Raw genomic sequence first — 2,009 nt, forward strand, 5'->3', positions numbered from 1 at the left:
GTCTCTCATGACCTCAACTTCTCGAACCGCCCGGTGCGGACCCGCATGCCGGGTGGTGTGGCAGGGGAGCGACCCACAAGGTCGCCCCCTATGCCGATTTTGACCGGCCACTCTCCCTGACCATATGACCGTCGCGGTTTCGATCCTCCCCGAGCAGCAATTGGCCGCGCTGAACGCCGCCTATGATCAGGCGGTCGCGCGCAAGCGGCTCCGCCTGCTGTTGGGAGTCGTGATCTTCGCCGCAGCACTGCTTCTCGCCGCGATCGGCGCGGAAGTGAATTTGCACACCCTCTTCGCCCATTTCGGCAATTTCGTCAGCTATTTCGACCGCATCCTCACGCTCGACAACGGCCAGCGGGTCTGGACCGATGCCGGCGAGTGGCTCTGGGGCTGGCGCAAATGGCTGAAGATGCTGGGCGAGACGCTGCTGATCTCCTATGTCGGCACGCTGATCGGCGCGACCTTCGCGTTTGCCTTGAATTTCTTTGCGGCGGAAAACACCTCGCCATCGCCTTGGCTGCGCTTTACGGTGCGGCGCCTGCTCGAATTCGCCCGCACCGTTCCCGGCATCGTCTTCGCGCTGATCTTCGTGATCGCCTTCGGGCTCGGACCGATGGCCGGTGTGCTCGCGATCGCGATTCACTCCACCGGCGCGCTCGGGAAATTGTTCTCCGAGATCGTCGAGAATGCCGACATGAAGCCGGTCGAAGGCATCCGCTCGACCGGCGCGAGCTGGCTTTCCTGCATGCGCTTTGCCGTGGTGCCGCAGGTGACGGCGAGCTATGCCAGCTACGCGCTGCTGCGCTTCGAGATCAACGTCCGCGAGGCCTCCGTAATGGGCTTCGTCGGCGCCGGCGGCATTGGCCAGGAGCTCGTCGTCGCCATTCGCAAGTTCTATTACTCCGACGTCAGCGCGATCCTGCTCACCATCATCGTCACGGTCTTCATCATCGACATCACCACCGGCTGGCTGCGCGGCCGCCTGTTCGGCAAGGAGGCGCGGACATGACGAGGCCGCAGGAGATCGACACCGCGCAGCTTCGCGCGCGCTATCCGGATGTGTTCGACCGGCCGGCCTCGGCGCGGCTTGCGATGCCGGCGATGATCGTCGCGGCATTTGCGGTCCTGGTCTACGGCTTCGTCGATCTCGACTTCTCGCCGTCGCGCATCTTCGCCGGCCTCAGTCAGCTTGGCTGGATCAGCGTGATGATGATCCCGCCCGATCCCGGCTCCTCGCTGCCGGTCTATCTGAAGGCGCTGGGCGAGACGCTGTCGATCGCGCTGCTCGGCACGACGCTCGCGGCCCTGTTCGCGCTTCCGGTCAGTTTACTGGCCGCGCGCAACGTGGTGCCGTCAAAGATCCTGCGCTTCCCCGTGCGACGTTTCCTGGATTCGATCCGCGGCGTCGATACGCTGATCTGGGCGCTGGTGTGGATCAATGTGGTCGGGCTCGGCCCATTCGCCGGCGTGCTTGCTATCGCCGTGTCGGATTTCGGCGCGTTCGGCAAGCTGTTCTCGGAGGCGATCGAGGGCGCCGACCAGAAGCAGGTCGAAGGCATCCGCGCCTCCGGCGGCAGCGCATTGCACGAGATCCGGTTCGGCCTGTTACCGCAGGTCCTGCCCGTGATCGCCGGCCAGGTGCTCTATTTCATCGAATCCAACACGCGCTCGGCCACCATCATCGGCATCGTCGGCGCCGGTGGCATCGGACTCCAGTTGGCCGAGCAGATCCGCGTGCTGGAATGGCAGAAGGTGTCGTTCCTGATCTTGATGATCCTGGTCGCGGTCGCGGCGATCGATTTCATCTCCGGCAAGCTGCGCTTCGCCATCATCGGTCGGCGGGCGGTGGCTTAGTTCAGGAGCGGGTCGCGACTCTCTTCCTTCTCCCCTTGTGGGAGAAGGTGGCGCGATGTCCAGACCGGATAGATAGGTAACACACTAGACCGGATGGATAGGTGACAGTTCTCTGTCGGCTGGGAGGATCAGCCGATGCCTTGGCGAGAGAGCTG

Annotated in this window: 2 protein-coding genes; both read left to right on the plus strand. The window is 64.0% G+C overall.

Features of this window, described 5'->3' with window-relative positions; translation table 11 throughout:
• Nucleotides 1-124 precede the first annotated feature (124 nt).
• Complete coding sequence (phnE, locus tag IVA80_RS12555) at nt 125-1,009, plus strand: phosphonate ABC transporter, permease protein PhnE (protein ID WP_247429804.1); 885 nt, start codon at nt 125-127, stop codon at nt 1,007-1,009.
• A complete protein-coding gene (phnE, locus tag IVA80_RS12560; protein WP_247429826.1) occupies nt 1,006-1,854 on the plus strand; it encodes a phosphonate ABC transporter, permease protein PhnE in 849 nt (282 codons plus the stop codon). The genes phnE (IVA80_RS12555) and phnE (IVA80_RS12560) overlap by 4 nt, the downstream gene beginning before the upstream one ends.
• Nucleotides 1,855-2,009 lie beyond the last annotated feature (155 nt).

The sequence above is a fragment of the Bradyrhizobium sp. 139 genome (assembly GCF_023074175.1).
Taxonomy (GTDB): domain Bacteria; phylum Pseudomonadota; class Alphaproteobacteria; order Rhizobiales; family Xanthobacteraceae; genus Bradyrhizobium.